This is a genomic window from Rhizobium sp. SL86 (genome assembly GCF_026672545.1).
In the GTDB taxonomy this organism is placed as follows: domain Bacteria; phylum Pseudomonadota; class Alphaproteobacteria; order Rhizobiales; family Rhizobiaceae; genus Neorhizobium.
The window spans coordinates 2,473,066-2,494,902 of the sequence record NZ_JAPPRJ010000001.1 but is presented as its reverse complement, the minus strand read 5'-3'; the positions used below and the strand labels follow the sequence as shown (position 1 = coordinate 2,494,902).

General features: G+C 61.8%; 18 protein-coding genes and 1 tRNA gene. 11 read left to right on the top strand and 8 right to left on the bottom strand.

All coding sequences use genetic code 11. The features are described 5' to 3' along the window. Positions 1–61 precede the first annotated feature (61 nt). Genes OU993_RS12225 through OU993_RS12185 form a run of 9 tightly spaced genes read left to right on the top strand, consistent with a single transcriptional unit; the run spans position 62 to position 10,110 of the window. Complete coding sequence (locus OU993_RS12225; protein WP_268157392.1) at positions 62–2,863, top strand: phage tail tape measure protein; 2,802 nt, start codon at positions 62–64, stop codon at positions 2,861–2,863. Beyond that, complete coding sequence (locus tag OU993_RS12220; protein WP_268157390.1) at positions 2,863–4,098, top strand: DNA circularization N-terminal domain-containing protein; 1,236 nt, start codon at positions 2,863–2,865, stop codon at positions 4,096–4,098. The genes OU993_RS12225 and OU993_RS12220 overlap by 1 nt, the downstream gene beginning before the upstream one ends. Beyond that, positions 4,098–5,318, top strand: coding sequence for a phage baseplate assembly protein (locus tag OU993_RS12215; RefSeq protein ID WP_268157388.1), 1,221 nt, complete (start codon positions 4,098–4,100; stop codon positions 5,316–5,318). Before OU993_RS12220 ends, OU993_RS12215 begins: the two co-directional genes overlap by 1 nt. Continuing rightward, positions 5,315–5,830 (top strand): phage baseplate assembly protein domain-containing protein, encoded by a 516-nt coding sequence (locus tag OU993_RS12210; RefSeq protein WP_268157387.1) that lies wholly within the window; start codon positions 5,315–5,317, stop codon positions 5,828–5,830. Before OU993_RS12215 ends, OU993_RS12210 begins: the two co-directional genes overlap by 4 nt. Before the next feature lie 54 nt (positions 5,831–5,884). After that, positions 5,885–6,346, top strand: a complete 462-nt coding sequence (locus tag OU993_RS12205) for a phage GP46 family protein (protein ID WP_268157385.1) — start codon at positions 5,885–5,887, stop codon at positions 6,344–6,346. After that, a complete protein-coding gene (locus OU993_RS12200) occupies positions 6,346–7,497 on the top strand; it encodes a baseplate J/gp47 family protein (protein WP_268157383.1) in 1,152 nt (383 codons plus the stop codon). The genes OU993_RS12205 and OU993_RS12200 overlap by 1 nt, the downstream gene beginning before the upstream one ends. A gap of 14 nt (positions 7,498–7,511) precedes the next feature. Next, positions 7,512–8,108 (top strand): YmfQ family protein, encoded by a 597-nt coding sequence (locus tag OU993_RS12195; protein ID WP_268157381.1) that lies wholly within the window; start codon positions 7,512–7,514, stop codon positions 8,106–8,108. Next, positions 8,105–9,511, top strand: coding sequence for a DUF2793 domain-containing protein (locus OU993_RS12190; RefSeq protein ID WP_268157379.1), 1,407 nt, complete (start codon positions 8,105–8,107; stop codon positions 9,509–9,511). Before OU993_RS12195 ends, OU993_RS12190 begins: the two co-directional genes overlap by 4 nt. Before the next feature lie 14 nt (positions 9,512–9,525). Then, on the top strand, positions 9,526–10,110 hold the full coding sequence (locus OU993_RS12185; protein WP_268157377.1) for a DUF4376 domain-containing protein: 585 nt from the start codon (positions 9,526–9,528) through the stop codon (positions 10,108–10,110). Positions 10,111–11,134: 1,024 nt separating this feature from the next. On the opposite strand, the gene OU993_RS12180 is transcribed toward OU993_RS12185, so the two are convergent. From OU993_RS12180 to OU993_RS12170, 3 genes are all read right to left on the bottom strand, one after another. Beyond that, positions 11,135–11,211 (bottom strand) — tRNA-Met (locus tag OU993_RS12180). 137 nt (positions 11,212–11,348) lie between these two features. Further along, the gene (mnmA, locus tag OU993_RS12175) at positions 11,349–12,545 is read right to left on the bottom strand and encodes a tRNA 2-thiouridine(34) synthase MnmA (RefSeq protein WP_268157375.1); all 1,197 of its coding nucleotides are present in this window, start codon (positions 12,543–12,545) and stop codon (positions 11,349–11,351) included. A 155-nt stretch (positions 12,546–12,700) separates the two neighbouring features. Beyond that, positions 12,701–13,828 carry a mechanosensitive ion channel family protein gene (locus tag OU993_RS12170; RefSeq protein ID WP_268157373.1) on the bottom strand — a complete coding sequence of 376 codons (1,128 nt, stop codon included), beginning with the start codon at positions 13,826–13,828 and terminating at the stop codon, positions 12,701–12,703. Between the two features lie 117 nt (positions 13,829–13,945). On the opposite strand from OU993_RS12170, the gene OU993_RS12165 reads away from it, so the two are divergent. Then, entirely contained in the window at positions 13,946–14,371 is a 426-nt protein-coding gene (locus OU993_RS12165; RefSeq protein ID WP_268157371.1) for a DUF1810 domain-containing protein, read from the top strand. A gap of 2 nt (positions 14,372–14,373) precedes the next feature. Here OU993_RS12165 and OU993_RS12160 read toward each other — a convergent pair whose 3' ends face one another. The 3 genes from OU993_RS12160 to OU993_RS12150 all read right to left on the bottom strand — a co-directional run bounded on the left by OU993_RS12160 (position 14,374) and on the right by OU993_RS12150 (position 18,459). Next, on the bottom strand, positions 14,374–15,390 hold the full coding sequence (locus OU993_RS12160; protein WP_268157370.1) for a Tim44 domain-containing protein: 1,017 nt from the start codon (positions 15,388–15,390) through the stop codon (positions 14,374–14,376). Between the two features lie 196 nt (positions 15,391–15,586). Continuing rightward, on the bottom strand, positions 15,587–17,182 hold the full coding sequence (serA, locus tag OU993_RS12155; protein ID WP_268157368.1) for a phosphoglycerate dehydrogenase: 1,596 nt from the start codon (positions 17,180–17,182) through the stop codon (positions 15,587–15,589). A 98-nt stretch (positions 17,183–17,280) separates the two neighbouring features. After that, positions 17,281–18,459, bottom strand: a complete 1,179-nt coding sequence (locus OU993_RS12150; protein WP_268157365.1) for a phosphoserine transaminase — start codon at positions 18,457–18,459, stop codon at positions 17,281–17,283. A gap of 304 nt (positions 18,460–18,763) precedes the next feature. Between OU993_RS12150 and OU993_RS12145 the strand changes: the two genes are divergently transcribed. Further along, entirely contained in the window at positions 18,764–19,357 is a 594-nt protein-coding gene (locus OU993_RS12145; RefSeq protein ID WP_268157363.1) for a DoxX family protein, read from the top strand. Between the two features lie 77 nt (positions 19,358–19,434). On the opposite strand, the gene OU993_RS12140 is transcribed toward OU993_RS12145, so the two are convergent. Next, positions 19,435–20,286: an outer membrane protein gene (locus OU993_RS12140; protein WP_268157361.1), complete on the bottom strand. Its 852-nt coding sequence runs from the start codon at positions 20,284–20,286 to the stop codon at positions 19,435–19,437. Between the two features lie 196 nt (positions 20,287–20,482). Beyond that, the gene (gene glmM, locus OU993_RS12135) at positions 20,483–21,835 is read right to left on the bottom strand and encodes a phosphoglucosamine mutase (protein ID WP_268157359.1); all 1,353 of its coding nucleotides are present in this window, start codon (positions 21,833–21,835) and stop codon (positions 20,483–20,485) included. Positions 21,836–21,837: the final 2 nt, after the last annotated feature.

Sequence of the window (21,837 nt, the reverse complement as noted above, 5' to 3'; positions counted from 1 at the left end):
GGCATGATCGTTTTTTCGCGCGCGCGATAGCTTGGCGGCTATCTTCGAACGAGGCGCGCCTATGTCCAATCGCAATATGGCCTTGGACGTCATCGTCCGGCTGAAGGATCTGCTCACAGGTCCGCTTCGCCGCCTGCGTTCGACGCTCGACGGCATAGCCGGCATGGCCCGCAAGATCGGTCTCGTCGGCGGCGCGGTTGCCGCCATCTCCTTCATGGGACCGATCCAGGAAGCGGCCGCGTTCCAGCAACAGCTCCTCGACATTGCCGGCACATCCAATCTCGTCGGCAAGGCGGCCTTCGATCTCGTCGAGAAATCGAAGGCGCAATACGAGGACCTCGCGCTCAAAGTTGGGCAGTATTCCGACGTGATTGCCAAAGGCGCGGGCCAGATGGTCGCCGCCGGGCTTGATCCTGGCTTGGTCGATGCATCGCTGTTGAGTATCGGGAAAGCGAGCAAGGCCGCCAATGCTGACTTCGGCGACATGGCCGCCGTCGCAACCTCCATGCTGCAGACGCTAAAGCTGCCGGCAGACCAGTTGGATGATGCTCTTGCCGGCCTCATTGTTGCCGGCAAGGAAGGCGCCTTCGAACTCAAGGACATGGCGAAGTACTTCCCGACGCTGACCGGCCAGATGGCAAAGCTGGGCGTGACGGGACGCGAGGCCGCAACGCAGCTCGGCACGATGCTGCAGATTGCCCGTAAGGGGACGGCAGATCCTGCCGAGGCTGCGAACAATCTCAACAACTTCCTGTCGAAGATCACCTCCCCTGAAACGGTGAAAAACTTCAAGAAGATGAATGTCGATATCCTGAAGGTCATGCAGAACGCAGCTATTCAGGGGATTAACCCGATCGAGGCGGTCGTCCAGAAGATTTCCAAGCTCACCGGTGTGTCCGGCAAAGAGATCGAGGGCATGCTCAAGAAGGCCGAGGCTAACGGGTTCAAGGGTGCTGACGCTCTCGAAGAAGTGCGAAAGCAGCTTGAGGCGATCTATGGTGCCGGCAAGCTGGGTGAGCTGTTCTCCGATATGCAGGTGATGGGTTTCCTGATCCCGATGCTCGCGAACATCGACGAGTACAAGCGGATCAAGGAAGAGGTCGCAAACGCCACGGGCGCGATGAGTGACGCAGACTTCGAAACCCAGATGAAGAGCTTGAACACGCAGCTTATCACCTTCAACGAGATCGGCACGCAGGCCGGACGCGAGGTCGGCTTTGCTTTCGGCTCCTGGCTCCCGATGATCAACGAAAACCTCTCCTCGCTTCTGAAGTGGCTGCGAGAAACCGACAAGGCAACCGGCGGCATGGTGCGCCAGGCGCTTTCACTCGCTGGTGCCGGCGTCATCGCCGCTGCCGGCATCGGTGCGCTTGGGCTGATCCTGCCGGTGATCGGCGCGGGTCTTTCGGCGCTGGCCGCCCTCGTCAGCCCGGTTGGCATCGCACTCGCGGCCATCGCAGCCGGAGCCTATCTCGTCTACCGCAACTGGTCGACCGTCAGCCCGCGTCTGTCGCGCATCTGGGACAGCATCAAGTCCGGTTTTTCCGCCTTTGGAGCCTTGGCCTTAGACATTGGCCGCCGCGTCGTGACCGCCGGCCAGGAGATGGTTGATCGCTACGGTCCTGCCGTCATGAATGGAATTGGCAAAGCCTGGGATTGGGCCTCCTCCGCGGCGGTTTCGGCATGGTCGGTTATTTCTGATACCGGCGCCAAATTGGTCACCGCCGGTCAGGAGGTGGCGGATCGTTATGGTCCTGCCGTCATGAATGGAATTGGCAAAGCCTGGGATTGGGCCTCTTCCGCAGCGGTTTCGGCATGGTCGGTTATTTCTGATACCGGCGCCAAGTTGATCACCGCCGGCCAGGAGATGGTGGGTCGTTATGGCCCTATCCTCAAGGAAGGCATGGGCGCGGCCCTAACGGACGTGTCTGCGGGGTGGGAGAACCTGAAGAAGCTGTTGAGCGGCTTCTCAGAAGGATTGGCCTTCGATGTCGATCTCTCCGGCCTGACGATCGACAGTGCCAAGATCGCTGCTTTCGAGGCCTTGGATGTCGCGCTTAAGGGGATCCGGGCAGGCTGGCAGGCGCTGAAGGATTTCGGGTCTGGTTTCGCGCCTTATCTGGCGCCGATCGGAGAAAACCTCGGCGGCTCCGTCAAGGCGATCATAGAGATCGGCAGCGGCATGCTGCGTCTTGCCCGCGCCCTCGGCTCACTCATCAACATTGACATGTCCAAGGCGGATGGCATCGCCAAGTGGATCGGTGGCTTCGCGGGAGGGACGATCGAGGTAGCAAGCTTCACCCTGCGCACCTTTTATGAAGCTCTTGCTGATCTGGTAACTGTTGTCGCTGACCTGGCCGAAGGCAAGCGCAGCCTCGAAAGCCTTGTTCCAAAAGGCATAGCCGATGCATGGCGAGACGGTTCACAAGCGGTCAATGACTTTCTGACGGCAATCCGGGCGATGCCGGCTGACTTCTATAACGCAGGCATCGACGCCGGTCAGAAGATGGTTGATGGCGTCAAGGGCAAGGTCGATGAACTCGTTGAATGGTTCAAGGCGCTTCCCACTCGCATCATCGGCGCGGTCGGAAAGATCGACTTTGGAAACCTGATCAGCTGGCCAAGTCTGCCCTCATGGCTCGGTGGCGGGACGCCGGGAGCGGCAAACGATAACGCGCGGGTGCCAAACGCTATCGCTGCGGCCCAGGCACCGATGCCGGCACAAGCCCCGCCGCAAACCCTCAACGTCAGCACACAGGCAACCGTCAAGGTCGAAGGTCCCGGCCGTGTGGTCGAGCAGGAGACGAACGTCTCCTCGCCGTCACCCAACGTCAACACGGGCCGTGTCATCGGGAGGAACTGATGATCCTCGACAGCCTCAATGCGCTGCCCGGTTGCCTTCCTGGCCGATATCGCGGCATCGAGATCGCGATCGTCGACACATCCTCCGAGGTCGGCCGTCGTGTCCTGGAATACCTGTTCCCCGGCGTCGATCAGGCGGCGTATGACGATTTCGGGGTGCTCCCCTCGATCGTCAGCATTGAGGCCTTCATCCTGGCCGATGATTACCGTGCAAAGGCAAAGCGCCTTCAAGCCGTCTTCGAAACGCCTGGCGCCGGGCTGCTGATCCATCCCTGGCTTGGCCCCATGTCGGTCATCCTGGAGGAACCGGCGCGGATATCGTTCTCATCGCGCGAGCTGCGCATGGTGCGCATCAGCGCCCGGTTCAAGCGGCGCGGTGTCTCGTTCGGCTCGCTGTCTGCCGGCGGATTTTCCGCTCTCCTGTCGGCTCTCTCCTCCATGATCGGTGCGACATCGTCACTGATCGCGGCTGTTCGATCAAACTCTGTTGCCGCATCGGTGCGCCGGTCGAGCCGGATTGCCACCTCGACCCTATCGTCGCTTCAGACACCGCGCGGTTCGGTCTCGGCCGTCAGCACCATGCGTGCAGGCCTTGCAGCCTCGGCGCCGGAAACACCGGCGGCGCTCGACACATGGTGGCTGACGGCAACGGCGGTCCTGCAAGTGGTGACAGAGGAACCAGCCGTCGCATCCGCTATCGCGGCACAAAGCAGCCCGTCGCCGCAAAGCCTCACAGAGATCGGCATGCTGCTTTCCGATCGGCTCCTGACCGAGGCGAACGCGGCGCCGGCACTTGCCGACAAAGTCCTGCTCGTTGGCATGGCCGCTCATGTGCTTGGCTCTGGCGGCTGGCAGATCCCTTACGCGGAATATGCCAGCAGCCAGGAGGCGCTGACCGTTCGTGCTGCAGTTTCGGATCGCGCCGGTCGTCTGGTCGAGCAGCTGGAAGAGATCGGCGAAACCAGCCTTCAGGCCGAGACCAGCGTGCTGATCCGTGCGGCAAACGATGCCACGGCCGCCGCCATGGCCTACCTCAACGAGGTCATCGGCGAGCTGCCGGCAGTGATGACGTTCCGCCCGGGCCGGCCGCTCGACGCCTGGGCTCTGGCGCAACACATTGCCGGCAATGATCCGGCGCGCCTGGAGGAGGTCTATGCCGATATCGTTGCGCGCAACAGTCCGCGCCATCCCTCCTATCTCGACACCGCTTCGATTGAAGTTCGGGAGCTGACCTGATGGCAAAAAGCATCCGCTTCTTCATCGAAGGCACGGAACACAATCAGTGGCTTTCCTGTGAGGTAAGCCGGGATCTGAAGGATTTTTCCGGCGCATTCTCCTTTACCTTTCGCGACGGTGCCCGCTCATCCTTATCCCTGCCATTCGCCACAGCCCCGCTGTTTTCGATTACCGGCCCTCTCCTGAAGCTCAGGCCGGGGCCAACCGTCACAATCAAGATCGGTCGCCGCACAGTGCTGAAAGGATGGATCGACAAGGTGGAGCCGGACATCGGTGACGGCCAAGCGAGCGTTACCATCTCCGGACGCGACGTGGCGAATGATTTGATCGATTGCGCCGCAATGGCCGATCAGGCCGAATATGCCAATGTAAAGCTGGAAGACGCCGTCGCACGGATAGCCAAACCCTATGGCCTGACAGTCCGCAGCGAGATCGATACCGGCGAGCCCTTCGCCCGCTATTCGATCGATCTGGCCGAGACGGCCTTTTCCGCCATCGAGAAGGGTGCGCGCTCCCGCCATGCGCTGGTGCTCTCGGATGGCATCGGCGGCATCGTCATCACCCAGACCGGCAAGACCAGAGCGCCAGCAGCCCTCACCCTGCCGGGCAACGTATTGCGGTCTCGCGGCACCTTCGATTACAGCGGCCGTCATTCGGACACCACCGTGCGAGGCCAATCGGAAGGCGCGGCGAAAGCCCGTGGTGAGGCCCGCCTCGACGCGACGGCAGAGCCGATCGGCGCCGAGGATCGACAGGACGGTGACGGCAGCGCCACGACGCGTGAGCGACGTGGCATCGCGGCAACGGGACGCGCGGTGGATGACGAGATCACCCGCCATCGCCCGGTCGTGCATCTGGCCCGCTCTCAGGCAGACGGCACCTCTACCCAGGCCGAGGCGGAACGGCGCATGCGCACGGCCCGCGGCGAAAGCGAGGAGTTCACACTGACCGTCAAAGGCCATGAGGTCGGCGGCCAGCTATGGACCGTCAATCAGCTGGTCGAGGTGAGCGATGCCTATCTCGATGTCTACCGCGACCTGTTGATCTCGCGTGTCGGCTGGATCGAGGACTATTCCGGCTGCGTCACGGATATCACCGTCTGCAGCCCGGAGGCCTTCGATGCCGAACCGGTCGGCAATCGTCGCAAGAACCGGAAGGGCAAGAAGGCTGGCAAGACACCGGCAACAACAACTCTTGACGGCACGGCGGAGGCCCTATGAGCAAGGAGATCTTCGACAAGCTGCGAGGCATGATCCGCCGCGTTTCCATCAAGTCGGTCGACGACAGCGGCGAGATGCAGACCGCAACCGTTGAAGTGGCGGACGGCATTGAGCGGAAAAATGTCGAAGTCTGGCAACCTTATGGCCTCGTCGGCGTGCCGGACACCGATGGCGCGATCAGTTTGGCCATCGCGATCGGTGGCGATGAAGGCGATATGTGGGTGCTGCCGCCTTCCAATCCATCGCAGCGCATGGGCGGACTAAGGAAGGGCGACGTCGGCGTCGCCAACAAGGCCGGAGACCGGGTCATCGTCGGCGCTGACGGCAAGATCGCGGTGAAGGCTGCCGTCGAGGCGGACATCTCGGTCGGCGGTGTATCGTTCAAGGTTGACGCGGCCGGCGTTCACGTCACCGGCGGCGGGATCTGGCACGATGGCGTGCGGATCGACAAGACGCATCGGCACGGGGCTGTGGTGCGCGGCGGCGAAGAGACCGATCCGCCGATCGAGTAGCGCCCGCGACGGCGGGCATGATCAGGTCCGCGCGCGCGCGATAGCGTGGCGCCCATGTTCATCGACCTTGGCCTCACCTTTGATCCACTCACCCGCCGTTGCGATCTCACGCTCGGCGAGGATTTTGACCTTGTGCTCGATACGTCGTCGGTCCCGGCGATGCTGGTGACGGCAGGTCTAGATCGGCGCGCCGATCCGGATGACGAACTGCCGGAGGGGCGCACGCAGTTTCTGGCGCCGGCGAGCTTCTCCGAGCGACGGGGCGGCATCATCGACGCGCTCTCGCCGATCGGCAGGCCCGGTGGATGCAAGATGTGGCTGCTCGACCGGGCAAAACAAACCGAGGCAACCCGCCAACTCGCCGAATACTGGCTGCAGGAAGGCTTCGCCTGGGTAGAACAAGAGACTGGCGAACCAGCGACGATCGAGGTGGATTGGGTCCGGGAGCACACGCTGGGCTACCGCATTCAGGTGGATGACGAGACGCTGTCTCTGACCAAGAGGGTGGCGGACTGATGCCCTGGCCAATCGATACCGCCTCGACCATTTTTGGACGCATGGCCTCGCGCGTCGAACAACGCATTCTAACGCTTGCCCAGGCGCGTGGCCTTGCCGTTACCCTTGCCAAGGTCTCGCTCGCTGTGCGCTCTGCCCAGGGTGTCATTGCCAATCTTTTGTCGCCGATCGCCGGCGAGATCCGCAACGTGCATGAACATCAGGCCTGGTGGGGGCGGCAGTACATGCCGGACAGCGCCGATGATGAGGAGATGATCCTCCGGCATGCCAACATCTGGGGCGTCGAGGGTCGTGCCGCCATCAAGGCGCTTGGCGATGTGATGTTCGAGGGCGCCGCAGGAACCGTCCTGGCCTCCGGCATTCCGTTGACGGCCGGCAATGGGCAGGCCTATGTGACGACGGCCGGCGGGACGATCCCAGGCGGTGGCGCGATCACCCTCTCGGCCGAGGCGGTAACGGCAGGTGCCGGGGGCAACCTGGCCGCCGGCATTGTGCTGTCAACGGATGCTGTAATCGACGGTGTGACCCGCGTCTCGGTCGCCAATCCGTTCTCGGGTGGCGCCGATGCGGAAACGCCGGCCGAGATCCAGGTCGCCTATTTACGCCGCATCCGCACGCCGCCGATGGGCGGTGCTGCACAGGACTATTCGGCATGGGTGGCTGAGGTGGCCGATGTCTATGCCGTGAAGCCCGTCGAGGACTGGATCGGTCGCGGATCCGTTGGCGTCGTGGTTGCGCTTGCCAATGCCGATGGGACGCCGCGCACTCCGACCACGCCGGAGCTTGAGACGATTGGCGCTCATCTGGGGCTGATCGGCAGTCAGACCGGTGTGAGGCCGGTGACAGCAAGGACGATCCCGGTTGCCGCAAGCCTTGCCGACATCCCGATTTCGGTCCGTCTGCGGCCGGACACGTCCGTCACAAGGGCGGCGGTCTCGGCAGCATATCAGCGCTTCATCCTGACCATTGGTGACGAGGACGATGATCAGAACACGTCGCCGATCGGTGCCTTGATCGAACCCTCGCGCATCTCCGAGGCGATCTCCTCATCGTCTGGCGAATATGCCCATGACCTGACGTCGCCAGCCGCACCCTTCACGCTCGACAGGGCCGCATGCCCGGTCGCCGGCGCCATCACCTGGCTGGATTGAGAGGGATTTGAAGCATGGCCAGAACTGTTTCGAATATCCTTCAAAGCCTGATCGGCAAGATTATGCCAGGCTGGGCGCTCGGCGTCCGCGACGGATTGATTGACGCCATTCTCGAAGGGGTCGCTGTTGCACTGAAGGAAGCGGAAGATCAGGCCGAGGCGCTGATGCGCGAGACCGATCCAAGATCCGCCAATAATCTGCTGACGGATTTTGAGCGGTGCTTAGGCCCGGACCCCTGCGGCCGTGACAAGGCGGCCCTGACCATCGAGCAGCGTCGGCGGTTGGCCCATCAGCGCTGGACGGCACGCGGCGGCCAGTCGATCCCCTTTTTCATTTCACTAGCACGCGCGCTCGGCGTCGAGATCACGATCGATGAGTTCTGGCCGTCCAGGGCGGGAGGTTTGCGAGCAGGCCAACGCCTGCGACCAGAGGGCTGCCAGTTCACCTGGCGGGTCAACATTCCGGGCCTCGTCACCGTGACGAATTTCCGCGCGGGCGTGTCCCGTGCCGGCCAGCGGCTCGGCACCTTCGAGCTGTCGTCGATCGAATGCGAGATCCGGCGCCTGAAGCCCGCCCACACACACGTTGTTTTCAATTACGGAGAGGCATGATGGATCGCGTCAACGGCGCAGGCACGGTTGATATCGGCGCTGGCCGCAGAGGCTTCCGCGACGAGGACCTCGAAACGGGCATCTTCGGAACGGAGGTGACGGCACTCTGGCTGAACAGCATCCAGGAAGAGATCCTGCGGATCGTCTCCGAAGCGGGCCTCGCCCCCAACGCCGGCGACTGGTCGCAGCTCTACCAGGCCCTGAAGATCCTCGGCCTTAACGGCGGCTCGCGCGCGCGCCGATGGATGGCGGTCAACTCCGTTTCGCTGTCCAGCGCGCCCGGTTCGCCGGCCGAGGGCGATGCCTATCTCATCCCCCCTGGTGCCACCGGCATTTGGGCCGGAAACGAGGGCAAGATCGCGGAATGGACAGGCGCATCCTGGTCCTATCTGACCACGCCAAACGGCCACGCCGTCAGCATTCCGGACGGCCGCGTCTTTGAGAAAGTCGGCGGCAGTTATGGTGAGATGCTGGCGACAGAAAGCCGCTCAGGTCTGGTCGAGCTGGCAACTGTCGCCGAGGCACTTGCAGGTGCCGACGTCTTGCGCGCCGTGACCTCGGCCGGACTGTCCGCAGCGATTGCGGCCATCATGCCGCCGCGCCCGAACCTCTGCCCCAATGGCGGCTTTGAGGATGGCCTGACTGGTATCAACATCCTCAAGTCCGGCGTTGGCGCCTGGAACGGACAGATCGTTGATAATGATTGGGGGCGGTCGATCTCTCTGACCGTTGGTTCCAGCGGCACCTATGTCGTTCTGTGGCCAAAGTTTCCGGTCAACGCCGGCATAACCTACACGGTCTCCGGAGACGCGGTTCTGCTCGCTGCTGGCGGCACGGTCGGATTTGATCTGGAGTGGACCGACGCGTCGAACACGGTCATCTCCTACGTTGCCCCGAAGCCGCGCGCTCCAGGTGATTTCGATGACAGTGCATCCGGCCGCCAAAGCATGGCGGTTTCCGGCATCGCGCCGGCCGGTGCGGTCTCGGCACGGGTGCGCTGTGTCTTCTTCGATGCGGTCGATCCCGTGGCGATGTATGCCCGCTACGCCAAGGTCGAGAGAGGAAATCTGCCGGCCACCGCATACACGTCGCGCGCCAAGCAATCTGCCATTGCCGGCAACGGATACATCGATTTTACCGGTGGTCTGACCATGCAGTGGGGGACAGGCTGGACGGCAGACGGCACGGCCCTCATCAGCTTTCCGAAGGCGTTTTCCGCCCAGCCCTACGTCTCCGTCGGCTGGGATATTGGCGCCAGCACCTGGACGACCGCGAACGCATCCTTCGTGGGTGCCGGTGACACCACGCCCACCACGGCGGTGATCCGATCGGTCAACTGGACCGGCTCGGCGATGCGACTGCACTCGGCCAACTTCTCCTTCATCGCACTTGGTCCGACCTGACAGAGGTAATCGGAATGTTGAACGATCCCGCAAAATTCTATTTCGCCCCCTCGACCCGGGGGTTTTACATCGACGCTCAGGCAAGTCCCGAGGATGCCGTCGAGATCACACAGGCGCAGCATGCGGAATTCCTCGGCGTCCTCAATGCCGGGGGCAGTGTGCAGACGATCGACGGCGAGCTCGTTGCCGTCCCACGCGGCGTGTCGTTTGCAGACCAGCAGGCCGACAAGCTCCGGCTGATCGAGGCCAAGGCGAACGATCTCCTGAACGGCGGCTATGCGACCGCCGGCCTGCACGTCGCTCTGACCGACGCCTCCCGTGCGGATCTGACCGCGATGGCGACCACGGCCGGCTTTGCGGTGTCCGGCGTGGTGCCCTGGCCGGAAAGCTATCAGCTGGGCTGGATCTCGATCGAGAACGTTAGAATTCCGCTGCCGACACCTGAGGAGGGCATCCTGCTCGCGGCCGCCATCGGTGATTTTTATGCGCGCATCAAGCAGCACGCCCGCTCGCTCAAGGATGCGGCCAACCTTGCTGAAGACGCAGACGACCTCGCTGAAATCGATATCGAAAGCGGATGGCCTGGGAGCGAACTTTAATGGCATTTCGTCCCAGATCAGCCCTGGCGTCCTGTCCGCTGTATGGCACATCAGCAGCGTTTCGCTTGACGAATCAGTCGTCCGGATGTTCGGGTGGTTTGGAACAGTTGTATTCACTACTCGTTAACTCACCCTGACTGATATTTGTGGCCAGTAGCACGTCAGGGACAAAAGAATGGAAAATCTGGTCGTGAACATCTTGTATTCGTCATTTTTGGCTTTGGTATGCTTCTTGTTCTTGGCCAACGTCATAATGCTGGCATTGCGGCTAACGCATCATGCGGATTTGGCGAGGAGGCTTGCAGAACGGCTTCGACCGTTTCTTGTCTATTTTCGTCTCGGCGGCCTACCGGACGATCACTTCTCTCCCAAAGCGTAGTTTCCCATTTCACACATCAGAGCATGAGAGAGCCCCGTGGCGTCAGTATTCCCGTTCGTCGGCGAACTAGGTCCGTATTGGCTCGGATTTCTGGGAAGCGTAGCGGTTGAAGTGAGCGCCGTTGCATCAGCATGCGGGCGATCTAACGGATCTCTTCCGAAACGGTATAAAAGTATCCCCTATATCGTGACGCGCACGCTGCTCGCATTCATTGCAGGAACCATACCCGTAATGCTGGAGGCCGCAAACGCGCTCAACGCGTTCATGCTGGGAGCTAGCGCGCCTCTGGTTATCGACAAAATGCAGCGGGGTGTGCTCCCATCATCTCCGTCCGACGGGGGAAGCTAGTCCCCGAACACCCTGCATGAACGCCCTAACGGGCTGCGAGGACGCTTCATCCTACCTTTGAATGCCGCTTGAGAGGTGTTTGAGACGTTCTCGAAGTTCGACATCAAGGAGGTGTACTGCAGCTACTCGATCCAGGGCGAAGGACGTGAAAGAGGCATAATAGCAGGCGGCAGAATGTGGATAGCATCCACATTTTTTTGACACGACCTCCGGAAAAGGAAAAATTCCGGATCTTGCTGTCAAAATTCCGGAAATCCGCGTCCGGCTACAATTGTGCCATTTTTATGTGTGGCTGAGTGGTAGCGGGGGGCGGACTTGAACCGCCGACCTTGGGGTTATGAATCCCACGCTCTAACCACCTGAGCTACCCCGCCACACCGCGCTTCGGTCCGCTTTCAAAAGCGTCTCCGTCCGGCGCGATGGGGGGCTTATAGAGTGATGCTCCGGCCAAAGTCAAGCACGCTTGCGTCAAAAAACTGTCGCTTTTCCGCAAGCTTGAACAGCACCGGTGTTACGCCGCGACCGGCGCCGACAGAAGCGCCTTCAGCGAGGCTTCCGCATCCGCTGCCCGTTCCGAGCGCTCGATGAAACCGCCGCCCCAGACGCGCGCATCCGCACCTTCCGCCGAATAGAGCACACAGGCTTGGCCCGGTGCCACGCCCGCTTCGCCGATCGCGAGATCGACATAGATGCCCTTCTCGTCGGCAAAAAGCGTCGCCGGTGTCGGCGGGCGGGTGGAACGAACCTTGGCGAAGCAAGCAAAACCTGCCGCCGCATCCTCACTGAGCGCCCGATCGCCGAGCCAGTTCATGTCGCGCAGGTAAACACGGTGCGTATCGAGCGCTTCCTTCGGCCCGACGATCACCCGGCGCGAGCGGGCGTCGAGATAGACGACATAAAGCGGCTCGCCGGTCGCAACCCCCAGCCCCTTCCGCTGGCCGATCGTGTAATGCACGATGCCTTCGTGGCGGCCAAGCACACGGCCATCCAGATGCACGATCTCGCCAGCGAGCGCCGCATTCGGCTTCACCTTGTTGATGATATCGGCATATTTGCCCTGCGGCACGAAACAGATGTCCTGGCTGTCGGCCTTCTTGGCCACGACGAGGCCCATCTCCTCGGCAAGCAGCCGCACCTCCGCCTTCGACATGCCGCCGAGCGGAAACCGCAGATAGTCGATCTGCTCCTGGGTGGTGGCGAACAAGAACCAGCTCTGGTCACGATCGGCATCGATCGGACGGTAGAGCGCGCGGCGGTTCGGATTGTCGGCGGACGGATTGCGGCTCGAGCGGATATAGTGGCCGGTCGCCAGCGCATCGGCGCCCAGCTCGCGGGCGGTTGCCAGAAGATCGGCGAACTTGACCGTCTGGTTGCAGGCAACACACGGCACCGGCGTTTCGCCCATGGCATAGGCTTCGGCAAAGGGATTGATCACCGTTTCGCGGAACCGCTTTTCGTAGTCCAGCACATAATGCGGGATGCCGAGCGTTTCCGAGACGCGGCGCGCATCCTCGATGTCCTGGCCGGCGCAGCAGGAGCCGGCGCGATGGACAGCCGCGCCATGATCGTAAAGCTGCAGGGTGATGCCGAGCACGTCATAACCCTGACGTTTCAGGAGCCCGGCCACGACGGAGGAATCCACGCCGCCCGACATGGCGACGACGATGCGCGTATCTTCCGGCTTCTTGTCAAAATCCAGCGTATTCACAGGAACTCTCTCGCTCGACATTGCCCTGGCGACAGATGGCGCCGGCTCAAGCTCATTCTCATCGGCGGGATCGTCCGCCCTTCATCTGAACCGGGGATATAGAAAGGACACGGCCAAAACGCAAGGTTTTCGGCGCCCCGCCCTTCGAGCGCTGATCACGACTGCATCACCCGCGCCGCGCCATCGCCGAGCGCTGCCGTGCGCACGTCCTGTCCCTCCGCGCTTTCCGCCCGCACCTTCGGCAGCGAGGCCGGGTAATCCTGCTGGATGAAGGCGATCAGTTTTTCGCGCACCTCGCAGCGCAGGTCAAACGCCTTGCCGGCATCGCTGGCGGAAACGAGAATGCGCACCTCCATGACGTTTTCGCGGAAATCGGTCACCGCGACATTGACGACCTGCCGATCCCAGAGCGAGGAAGCGGCGGCGATTTCCTCGACCTTGCGGCGGACATCTGCGACGGGAATGGTGTAATCCAGATAGATCATCACGGTTCCGATCAGGGCAGCCCCCTCGCGCGTCCAGTTCTGGAACGGCTTTTCGATGAAATAACCGAGCGGCAGGATGAGGCGGCGCCAGTCCCAGAGCTTCACCACCACATAGGTCGAGGTGATTTCCTCCACCTTGCCCCACTCGCCTTCCACCAAAAGCGCGTCATCGATGCGGATCGGCTGGGTGATCGCAAGCTGGATGCCGGCGAACAGGTTCTTCAAAACCGGTTGAAGTGCCAGACCGAGCACGATACCGGCGACACCGGCGGACGCCATCAGCGAAACGCCATACTGGCGCACCGCCGGAAAGGTCATCAGCGCCGCCGACAGCGTAAACGCGATGATCAGCGTTGCGGCCACCCGCTCCATGATCCGCGACTGCGTGACATGTTTGCGCGCCAAGAGATTGTCTTCCGCATCGAGCTTGAAACGCCTCAGATAGACGGTGGTCCAGATATGCAGCGTGGTGCGCGACATCCAGCCGATGAGCACGATGAAACAGAGCAGCAGGATGTGGCGCAGAATGCCGGTCTCGCTGTCGTTCAGCGGCGCAATGGAGACGGCCGGCACCATGACCCAGGTGACCACGGCCAGCCGGAGCGGCCGTTCCGTCCGCGACACCAGCGAGCGCCAGAAAAGATCGCGATTGGCCACGATGCGGGTCAGAAGCCGAAAGGCGAAGCGGTGGATCAGCCAGCCGACAAAAACGGCGGCAATGAGCGTCATCATGCTCAGCAGCCAATTGGGCAGCCAGCGGATCACCATCTCGATATAATATTCCAGAGGTTGTTCCATGCTGCAGCAGTTAGGGTGCGGTGCGGCAAGGAAAAGGGAAACCGGCTGACAAAAGGGTGAAGACGACAGCAACCGCCGCGCCAGAAGACCGTTTGGCAGGGCAAGGAGACCCACTTGATGACCGACGATACCCATGACCTCGCCCGCTTCCTCGCCGCCCAGCAGCCGGTTTACGATCAGGCGCTCCAGGAATTGCGCGATGGGCGAAAACGCTCCCACTGGATGTGGTTCATCTTTCCGCAAATCGAGGGGCTTGGCCATTCGGCGATGGCAGAGCGTTATGCGATCTCCGGTCGGGCGGAGGCGGAGGCCTACCTCGCCCACCCGCTGCTTGGGGCGCGGCTGAGGGACTGCACCGAGGCCATGCTGACCCACAAGGACCGCTCGGCCCATGCCATTCTGGGCTCGCCGGACGATCTGAAGTTCCGTTCTTCGATGACACTGTTCGACGCGGTCAGCAAAAAGGGCTCAGCCTTTGGCCAAGCCCTTCTGCAGTTTTATGACGGGGAACCGGACGACGCGACGCTCGCCCGGCTCGGATAACATCAATCGGTACCCTGGATGGCGGAGAGAATCCACTGACCGCCGGGATTGCGCACGAAGGTCCAGATCTCGGTGCTTTCGCTGGGGACCTCGGCATTGCCCTGCACCAGCTTGCCGGTATTGCGGTGGCGCATCACGTCGATGCTTTCGTAACGCAGCGCGACGGTGGCGAATTCCTTGCCGTCTTCACGCCAGGCTTCCGCCAGATCACCCTGCAGAAGCTTGACATCCTTCACGTCGTTGCGCAGGCCCTGGGTGGCGTTTTCGCCCAGTTCTTCCGCAAGATAGGACATGGCTTCCGGCGTGGCGAGAGCGCGCAGCTTGGCATAGTCCTCCGCGCCATAGGCGGTCTGCACTTCGGTCAGCAGGCGCTCGAAGGAATCAAGATCCGCCGAGGTGATGCCGATCTCGTCAGTCACGCCCGGCGCGCGCGGCTTGGACGCGGCGGCTGCCGCAGCACCCCCGGCCATCGACCCCATCTGCGGGATCTTGAAACCGGCGCCCTGTGCGTTCGGTGCCTGATAGGCATTGCGCCCCATACCGTTGGCCGACTGGGTTGCCGGCTGCGAACGACGAGCAAACAGGCGCATCAGCAGGAAGATGGCGCCGCCGATCAGAAGCATCTGGAACAACAGGCCAAACATGCCGGCAAGGCCGCCAAAGCCGTGGCCCATCAGCATGCCGAACAGGCCACCGAGAAAGAGGCCGCCGAGAATGCCGCCAGCAAGACCGCCGAACAGGCCGCGGCGCTGCTGCGGCTGGGCTGTCTGCGGACGCGCTGCGTTCTGCGCTGCCGGACTGGTCGCCTGGTTCGGCGTCATCGTGCGCTGGATCGGGGCCGCCGGAGCCGGCGCGGTGCTGGTGGCGGGCGGCGCGGAAAAGGTGCGCGTGCCACGGCTGCCGAAACCGCTTGAGCCGGCGCGGCGAGCCTCGGCAAAATCAACGGCAGCAAGAGACACGACCAAGCCGATGGCCAACACCGATGCGACGTGCTTGAAGCGCCGAAGCGTCGAAAACATTTCTTTCTCCTCACAGTTCCGCTTTTCGCGGGTTATGGCTCCCATATAGCGATCAACGGTTGACGCTTTTAGAGGTTCGACCCGATTTTTCGGTGTTATGAGAAAAATTGACCGGAAATGACGACATCCGACACGAAAAAGCCCGGTGCGAGGTCTCGCACCGGGCTTTTCTCTTGTCAGTCTTGGAAAATCAGGCTCAGTCGACGTTGAAGGTGAGCGGCTTTGCCTGCTTGATCGCCGGATTTGCGGTCAGCTGGTCGAGAACCGCCTTGTCCACCATGCCGTCGACGTAAAGCAGCGCGATCGCGTCGCCGCCTTCCTTTTCGCGGCCGAGCTGGAAGTTGGCGATGTTGACGCCGGCATTGCCGAGCGTGGTGCCCATGAAGCCGATCATGCCCGGAACGTCGGTGTTGGAGATGTAGATCATGTTCTGACCGACATCGGCATCCATGTTGATGCCCTTGATCTGGATGAAGCGCGGCTTGCCGTCGGAGAAGACGGTACCGGCCACCGAGCGCGTCTGCTTTTCGGTCGTCACCGTCAGCTTGATGTAGCCATCATAAACGCCGGTCTTGTCGCGCTTGACCTCGGAGAGCACGATGCCCTTTTCCTTGATCATGATCGGCGCGGAAACCATGTTCACATCCGACACCTGATTGCGGATGAGGCCGGCGAGCAGCGCCGAGGTGAGCGCCTTGGTGTTCATGGTGGCGGTGACGCCATCGTAAAGGATCTCGATCGCCTTGATCGGGTTCTCCGTCACCTGGCCGGCAAACGAGCCCAAAACATCCGCCAGACGGATGAACGGCTTCAGGATCGGCGCCTCTTCCGCGGTGATCGACGGCATGTTGATGGCGTTGGAAACGGCACCCTTGACGAGGTAGTCCGACATCTGCTCGGCCACCTGCAGCGCCACATTTTCCTGGGCTTCCGTGGTCGAAGCGCCAAGATGCGGGGTGCAGACGACGTTCGGCAGGCCGAAGAGCGGGCTTTCCTTGGCAGGCTCGACCTCGAACACGTCGAAACCGGCACCGGCCACATGGCCGGACTTGATGGCTTCGGCAAGCGCTGCCTCATCGACCAGACCGCCTCGGGCGCAGTTGATGATGCGCACGCCCGGCTTCGTCTTGGCAAGCGCTTCCTTGGAGAGGATGCCGCGCGTCTTGTCGGTCATCGGCACGTGCAGCGTGATGAAGTCGGCCTTCGCCAGCAGCTCGTCCAGCTCGACCTTGGTGACGCCCATTTCCTGGGCGCGCTCGGCCGAGAGGAAGGGGTCATAGGCCAGAACGTGCATCTTAAGCCCGATGGCGCGCGAGCAGACGATGGAGCCGATATTGCCGGCGCCAATGACGCCGAGCGTCTTGCCGGTGATTTCGACACCCATGAACTTCGACTTTTCCCACTTGCCGGCCTGGGTCGAGACGTCGGCTGCCGGGATCTGGCGGGCAACGGCAAACATCAGCGCGATGGCATGTTCGGCAGTCGTGATGGAATTGCCGAACGGCGTGTTCATCACGATGATACCGCGCTTCGACGCAGCCGGAATGTCGACATTGTCGACCCCGATGCCGGCGCGGCCGATCACCTTCAGGTTGGTGGCGGCAGCGATCAGCTTTTCCGTCGCCTTGGTGGCGGAGCGGATGGCAAGACCATCGTAATTGGCGATGATTTCGGCCAGCTTGTCCTTGTCCTTGCCAAGCTGCGGCTGGAAATCGACTTCAACACCGCGATCGCGGAAGATCTGGACGGCGGTTTCCGACAGTTCGTCGGACACGAGAACGCGAGGTGCCACGAGAGGCCTCCTTCAGAAGAGTTCAAGCAAAAAGGGTTCAGTCTGTATCGGGAAAGCGGCTTCGCCTGTCGGGGCGAAGCCGGACGCATCGGCGCTGTTTACGCGGCGGCCTTGGCGAGTGCTGCCTTCTGGGTCTCGAAAGCCCAGGTCAGCCACGGCATGACGGCCTGCATGTCGGCGGTCTCGATCGTTGCACCGGCCCAGATGCGAAGGCCGGACGGCGCATCGCGATAGGCGCCGATGTCGAGCGCAACATTTTCCTTTTCCAGAAGGGCAACGACGCCCTTGGCAAAGTTAGCCTGCGCATCCGCGTCCAGAGCCGTCACCTCGGGATCAACGATCTTCAGGCACACGGAGGTATTGGAGCGGGTGGCCGGATCGACCGCCAGGTTGGCGATCCAGTCATTGGCGTCGACGAAATCGAAGATGACCTTGGCATTGGCGTCAGCGCGGGCGATCAGGGCCTCAAGACCACCGATCGACTTTGCCCAGTTCAGCGCATCGATATAGTCCTCGACGCAGAGCATGGAGGGCGTATTGATGGTCTCGCCGACGAAGATGCCCTCGATCAGCTTGCCGCCAGAGGTCATGCGGAAAATCTTCGGCAGCGGCCAGGCCGGAACATAGGTCGTCAGGCGCTCGACGGCACGCGGGCTGAGGATGATCACGCCGTGACCGCCCTCACCGCCCAGAACCTTCTGCCAGGAGAAGGTGACGACGTCGAGCTTGGAGAAATCCATGTCCTGCGCGAAAGCGGCCGAGGTGGCGTCGCAGATCGTCAGGCCCTTGCGGTCGGCAGGGATGAAGTCAGCATTCGGCACCCGCACGCCAGAGGTGGTGCCGTTCCAGGTGAAGACGACGTCACGGTCGAAATCAACCTGGGTCAGGTCCGGCAGCAGGCCGTAATCGGCATTGAACTTGCGGACATCAGCAAGCTTCAGCTGCTTCACCACATCGGTGACCCAGCCGGCGCCAAAGCTTTCCCAGGAAAGCATGTCCACGCCACGTTCGCCGAGCAGCGACCACATGGCCATTTCCACGGCGCCCGTATCGGAGGCCGGCACGATGCCGATGCGGTAATCCGCCGGCACGTTCAGAATTTCGCGGGTAAGATCGATGGCCTGCTTCAGCTTCGTCTTGCCGACCTTGGCGCGGTGCGATCGACCGAGCGGGGCATCAGCAAGGGCGTCGAGCGTCCAACCGGGGCGCTTCGAGCAAGGGCCAGAAGAAAAATGGGTATTGTTCGGACGTACGTCCGGCTTCGCGATGGTCGCCATCTTGGCTATCCTTCCAGATAGAAAGCCCTTCGTTGGGGAAGGGTGTCCCGCCGTCGGTGTTAGTGGAACACGCCGATTTGGTCAAGTCGCAACTGGAACCGCAAATGTCTTTTTTGCGCGGCCCAGCAGGCGGAGAAAAACTTGACCTGAATCAACAACAATTGACGCCAGAATTCTATGATCAGGTATCGGCTGTGAGAACACCGAGCCCGGCACGACGCGCTGAAAGGATATCCCGGCAGCAGGCGACGTGCAGACGCAATCCCATGACGAAATGATTTCCAACGCACAAGGATAACCCACCATGGCCATGCACACCACATTCACCACAGAGCCGAAAACAACAGAAAACGGACGCCTCTACCTGCCGTTTCTTGCCGGTTTCTACGAGAAGTTCGCCCAGCCCTTCGCCTGGACTGCCTTTCGTGTCGCGATCGGCGGCATGCTGATGATCGAAGGCTATCCGAAGATCATGGCTCCGATGGCGCAGGTCGGTTTCGTCGAGAACCTTGGCTTCCATCCGGGCTGGCTGTGGTCGCCGACGCTGGCCGCCATGCAGTTTTTCGGCGGCGCCCTGATCGCGCTTGGCCTCTTCACCCGCCCGATTGCGCTGGCAAACGCTGTGATGCTGGCAATCACCTTGTGGTTCCACTTCGCCTTCCCTTATGGGCACGCTTTCCTGACCAATGAGGGCATTGCGGCACTGAAGGGCGGCAGTGAATTCTTCACCCCGGAAGCGACAAAACGCCTGATGGACGGCGGAACCAAGTTCCTGGAGCAGGTACAGACAAAAGCGGAACTGGCCTCGCTTTTCTGGTGCGGCGGCGCCTTCTTTTTCGCCGCTTTCGGCGGCGGTTACTGGTCGATGGACAAGCTTTTCATGAAACGCGAGTTCTGAACCGCTGACGCATCGACGACAAACGCAAAAGGCCGCCCGAAACACTCCGGGCGGCCTTTCTGCTGTCTGGCAGAATCTTACTTGTAGACGATCGGAGCCGGTGGCGGCTCTTCCGGAACGTAAGGGGTCGCGCAACCGCCGAAGCTGTAGCGGGCACCGATACGGGCCTCATGCACATCAAAGCCCTTGTCATAACCGGGGCCGCCGTTCTGGGCGTAACCGAACATGTCGCCGCCCTGGACGTGGCGATAACGGTAACCGACATCGGCCTTCAGATTGCAGGTCACGTCGATCGTCGCACCGGCCATCAAGGCATAGGTGAAACGCCAGCTGCCCTTGCCGTCATGCTCGACGGTGGCGTCGCAACCCGCGCCGCTGTCGGCGCAGGAGGTATTGCGCAGCTTGTCCCACTTGACATAGGTGCCGCCGATACCGCCGCCGACATAAGGCGTGACATAACCATAGGTGCCGAGATCGACATAAGCATTGGCCAGCAGGCTGTAGGCGCGCATGCTGGACGTATCGCGCGAGGTGCAGGGACCAACGCAAGCGCCGAACGAAGCGCCGCTGCCCTTGGTGGAGCCCTCGAAATCGGTCTTGTTCAGGTAGTCGAAGGTCAGGTCGGTGCGCAGGTAGCTGTTGACCTGGTAACCAACACCGACGCCGAGCGTCAGGCCGTCACGCAGCTTGGCGGTATGGAAATCCGTCTTGGAACCGGTGTAATTGCCCTGGTAAAAATTGGCGCCGTCAAAATCGGTAAATCCATAGCCGATATCGCCGCGCAGGTACCAGCCGCTCGACGACTGCTGGACAACCACTTCCGGGACATCGGTATAAACCGGTTCCGGCTGCGGCTGATATAAGTCTGCCGAGTGTGCCGCGCTTGCTGCCAATGCAATGGCAAGCGCGCCCATCAAGGTCTTTTTCATGGCTCCTACTCCAGGTTCGAAATGTGCGCGCACGTAGCGTCGGTCTTCCTTAAATCTGGACATGATCATTAACGATAAAGGTTAAGGAGCACTTAAGGATAACAACCCGTAAAGGTTGAATGACAACCTCTTCGACAGGCACAAAAAAGGCCCGCACGCAGCGGGCCTTGAGGAAGACTGAGGGTGTGGCCGAAAATCAGGCGGCGGTGCGCACATTCGAGATCGCACCGACGAGATCGCCGACGATGCGTTCGATCTGGGCGCGGTCATCGCCTTCCGCCATCACGCGGATGAGTGGCTCCGTGCCGGAAGGACGGATGACGAGGCGGCCCTTTGCGCCGAGTTCGGCTTCCGCGCTTTCGATCGCCTGTCGCACGATGATGTCTTCGAGCGGCTTGCCGCCACCGATCCGCACATTGCGCAGCAGCTGCGGCACAGGCTCGAACCGGCGGCACACTTCGCTGACGGAGAGCCCCAGCCGCTTGACGCGGGCGAGAATCTGCAGCGCCGCCACCAGGCCGTCACCCGTCGTGCCAAAATCGGACAGGACGATATGGCCGGACTGTTCGCCGCCGACGTTGAAATCGTGGTTGCGCATATGCTCGACCACATAACGGTCGCCAACCTTGGTGCGCGCCAAGCTCAAGCCCCTGCCCTGCAGGAAACGCTCGAGACCGAGATTGGACATGACGGTTGCGACAATGCCGCCACCGCGCAGCTTTTCATCCTCGGCCCAGCTTTCGGCAATCACCGCCATCAGCTGGTCGCCGTCGATGATGCTGCCGTTTTCGTCGACGATGATCACCCGGTCGGCGTCACCATCGAGCGCGATGCCGATATCGGCACGCACCTCGTGCACCTTGTTGCGCAGCGCCTCCGGGCTCGTCGAACCGCAGTCGAGATTGATGTTGGTGCCGTTTGGCGTGTTGCCGATGGTCACCACATCCGCGCCGAGTTCCCAGAGCGCTGCCGGCGCCACCTTGTAGGCCGCGCCATTGGCGCAATCGATGGCGATGCGCAGCCCGGACAGGGTGACGTCGCGCGGCAGTGTGCGCTTGACGAATTCGATGTAACGATAGATGTCGCCATCAACGCGCTTTGCCCGGCCGATCTCGCTCGGCTTGGCAAGCTGCGAATAAAGATCCTTGTCGAGCAGGTCCTCGATTTCCAGCTCCAGCTCGTCGGACAGCTTGTAGCCATCCGGGCCGAAAAGCTTGATGCCGTTATCGGCAAACGGATTGTGCGAGGCCGAGATCATCACGCCGATATCGGCGCGCAAAGACCGGGTCAACATGGCAACGGCAGGCGTCGGGATCGGGCCGAGCAGGAAAACGTCGAGCCCGGCAGCGGTGAAACCGGCCACCAGCGCATTTTCCAGCATGTAACCGGACAGGCGCGTATCCTTGCCGATGACGACGCGATGACGGTGGTTGCCGCGCCGGAAGATCGTCCCGACCGCGATCCCAACGCGCATGGCGAGATCCGGGGTCATGGGGAAAACGTTCGACTGTCCGCGAATGCCATCCGTGCCAAAGTAACGACGTGCCATAC

What these genes read in the sequence shown, in the direction of transcription:
- OU993_RS12205 (WP_268157385.1), top strand. Translation starts at nt 5,885, where the DNA reads ATGTTCATCGACCTTGGCCTCACCTTTGATCCACTCACCCGCCGTTGC.
- OU993_RS12150 (WP_268157365.1), bottom strand. Translation starts at nt 18,459, where the DNA reads ATGGCGACCATCGCGAAGCCGGACGTACGTCCGAACAATACCCATTTT.
- OU993_RS12220 (WP_268157390.1), top strand. Translation starts at nt 2,863, where the DNA reads ATGATCCTCGACAGCCTCAATGCGCTGCCCGGTTGCCTTCCTGGCCGA.
- OU993_RS12210 (WP_268157387.1), top strand. Translation starts at nt 5,315, where the DNA reads ATGAGCAAGGAGATCTTCGACAAGCTGCGAGGCATGATCCGCCGCGTT.
- OU993_RS12215 (WP_268157388.1), top strand. Translation starts at nt 4,098, where the DNA reads ATGGCAAAAAGCATCCGCTTCTTCATCGAAGGCACGGAACACAATCAG.
- OU993_RS12225 (WP_268157392.1), top strand. Translation starts at nt 62, where the DNA reads ATGTCCAATCGCAATATGGCCTTGGACGTCATCGTCCGGCTGAAGGAT.
- OU993_RS12165 (WP_268157371.1), top strand. Translation starts at nt 13,946, where the DNA reads ATGACCGACGATACCCATGACCTCGCCCGCTTCCTCGCCGCCCAGCAG.
- OU993_RS12170 (WP_268157373.1), bottom strand. Translation starts at nt 13,828, where the DNA reads ATGGAACAACCTCTGGAATATTATATCGAGATGGTGATCCGCTGGCTG.
- OU993_RS12140 (WP_268157361.1), bottom strand. Translation starts at nt 20,286, where the DNA reads ATGAAAAAGACCTTGATGGGCGCGCTTGCCATTGCATTGGCAGCAAGC.
- OU993_RS12145 (WP_268157363.1), top strand. Translation starts at nt 18,764, where the DNA reads ATGGCCATGCACACCACATTCACCACAGAGCCGAAAACAACAGAAAAC.
- OU993_RS12190 (WP_268157379.1), top strand. Translation starts at nt 8,105, where the DNA reads ATGATGGATCGCGTCAACGGCGCAGGCACGGTTGATATCGGCGCTGGC.
- OU993_RS12185 (WP_268157377.1), top strand. Translation starts at nt 9,526, where the DNA reads ATGTTGAACGATCCCGCAAAATTCTATTTCGCCCCCTCGACCCGGGGG.
- OU993_RS12195 (WP_268157381.1), top strand. Translation starts at nt 7,512, where the DNA reads ATGGCCAGAACTGTTTCGAATATCCTTCAAAGCCTGATCGGCAAGATT.
- OU993_RS12200 (WP_268157383.1), top strand. Translation starts at nt 6,346, where the DNA reads ATGCCCTGGCCAATCGATACCGCCTCGACCATTTTTGGACGCATGGCC.
- OU993_RS12160 (WP_268157370.1), bottom strand. Translation starts at nt 15,390, where the DNA reads ATGTTTTCGACGCTTCGGCGCTTCAAGCACGTCGCATCGGTGTTGGCC.
- glmM (WP_268157359.1), bottom strand. Translation starts at nt 21,835, where the DNA reads ATGGCACGTCGTTACTTTGGCACGGATGGCATTCGCGGACAGTCGAAC.